The organism is Vibrio sp. 1S139 (assembly GCF_041439475.1).
Classification (GTDB): Bacteria; Pseudomonadota; Gammaproteobacteria; order Enterobacterales; family Vibrionaceae; genus Vibrio; species Vibrio crassostreae_C.
In genome coordinates this window covers 1-1,567 of record NZ_JBGOOD010000153.1, presented here as the reverse complement: position 1 = coordinate 1,567, position 1,567 = coordinate 1, and the positions used below count along the sequence as shown (strand labels likewise).

At 39.6% G+C, this 1,567-nt stretch carries 1 protein-coding gene and 1 pseudogene; both read left to right on the top strand.

Translation table 11 applies throughout. From position 1 onward, the window contains the following. Positions 1-51: 51 nt before the first annotated feature. A pseudogene (locus ACED46_RS21845) lies at positions 52-261 on the top strand (nucleotidyltransferase domain-containing protein); the annotation flags it as partial. Positions 262-322: 61 nt separating this feature from the next. After that, positions 323-715 (top strand): NUDIX hydrolase, encoded by a 393-nt coding sequence (locus ACED46_RS21840; RefSeq protein WP_137001722.1) that lies wholly within the window; start codon positions 323-325, stop codon positions 713-715. Positions 716-1,567: the final 852 nt, after the last annotated feature.

Sequence of the window (1,567 nt, the reverse complement as noted above, 5' to 3'; positions counted from 1 at the left end):
GACTCATCAACAGGCTACTGCATGATCTCCATACACCACATTTGACAATAGCTCGTGCGATCGGCGTATTACTTTGTGGCCGAGCAAGACGGCAGTTGGTACACCAATCTGAGCCAGTGCGCTGCAGTCGCCAAGCGCTATTACTCCAATCAAAGCGACGATATTGAGCTAGCTCATCAATACGCTCTCGGAAATTTGATATCTAAAACAGAAGCTTTTGAATTGTATGAAAGGCTGAGTAAAAAGCTTGTTGTAAATTAAGCATTAACACAAGCTAGAACAACAAACTTAACTACCTTTGTAACGGCTTTAGGAAAATTAGATGGATGTCCACGAGTGTGTTTCTTTTATCATGCTGAAGGAATCGCAGGTATTACTAGAAAAGCGTAGTGAGTCTAGGGAGACCGATCCCGGTTTAATCACTATACCTGGCGGCCATATTGAACACGGTGAAAACCAGGTTCAGGCGCTGTTTCGTGAACTTGATGAAGAGCTTAATGTTGTTCCGATTGATTACCAATACTTGTGTTCGCTTTACCATCCTACGAAGGAACTTCAGTTGATTCATTATTTTATCGTGAGTGACTGGGAAGGAGATATCACCGCTCAAGAGGCTGATGATGTTAAGTGGTATTCACTAGGTTCAGCTCCTGTTGGTATAGCAGCCGATGGTATTGCTTTGAAAGAAGTAGAGCGCGTGGGTAGGTATCTTTAGTTTGGATTCGATAAGATGTTTTGGACGTTTTTTGAGGGCTCAAAAACGGTGAAACCCCGGTGTTGGTAGTGTTAAGAATGATAGTATAAAAACTGAATATATTCCAATATGTTATCTAACTAATCCTGATAATACTCTTCGAAAAAAATGCAAATTTTATTAACTTAACTCATTGATTTGATTATCGTGATTTGAGTTATTATCACTGTATTTTGCAAAAAGAGTAAAGCGCAAAAAATGGAAAATCGAGATAATAATTCCCCACGGTGTTGTTTAGATTTCTCTGGTTGTGACTACCTTTTATTGGCCATATTATAATGTGGTGGTGTCGATCTTCTGCCGAGTACCTGAATCCAAATATAACAAATTGCGTAGTAATAGGCGGTTTTAGTTGAGGGAGCCAACTCGCTCTTTTTTCTCCACAACTCAGCCATCAGCTTACGTCCAATTTGGCCAATAGATTTGATGGCAGGGTTGTGCGTCTGAACATGACGACAGAAGCTGCTCATTTTCTCTGCCTGATTTTTTACGGTTCTTTTTGCCCCCCCTGTCCTTAAGTATAGATGTATAGTTCGATTTAACTCATATTCCATTCTTGTCATGATCTACCCCAGGTATGCATTTGTCATGTCTGTTCGATGATGACCAAACTCTCGATAAGATTGAGATTGGAACTCTAGGTAGCTTTAGTTTATTGAGAGCATTGAGTGTTGTTGCTCTTGAGTGACGTTGACGGTTTTCCATCAATACAACCAAATTAAATCAGTTTGTTTTTTTGAGCTAAGGGGCTTTAGATATTTCATAGACAGGATCTTAAGAGCTAACTTGTTTATTTAGATAGAAAAAAGGCTT